Source organism: Psychrobacter sp. CAL346-MNA-CIBAN-0220, assembly GCF_040309805.1.
In the GTDB taxonomy this organism is placed as follows: domain Bacteria; phylum Pseudomonadota; class Gammaproteobacteria; order Pseudomonadales; family Moraxellaceae; genus Psychrobacter.
Genome location: NZ_JBEOPF010000547.1, coordinates 1 through 252, shown reverse-complemented (window position 1 = coordinate 252; position 252 = coordinate 1). Strand labels below are relative to the sequence as shown.

Sequence of the window (252 nt, the reverse complement as noted above, 5' to 3'; positions counted from 1 at the left end):
GTGTAATGGGATTAAAATACCAAGGCTTAGGTTTTTATCGCCCGCACAACAATCCGCTTATGGAATACTTTACTACCAATGGCCGCTTGCGCTCTAACGAATATTTAATTGGCCGAAAAGACGTAAAAGGTTTATTAAAAGCACTTAAAAACAAAAAAATATGTTACTACTTACCTGATCAAGATTATGGTCGTAAGCATTGTGAATTTGTGCCATTTTTTGCCGTACCAGACACAGCAACAACCACAGGAA

The 252-nt window shown here is 37.7% G+C and carries 1 pseudogene; it reads left to right on the top strand.

The window, feature by feature from the left end:
* Positions 1-252: pseudogene (locus tag AAEY88_RS14735) on the top strand (hypothetical protein); the annotation flags it as partial.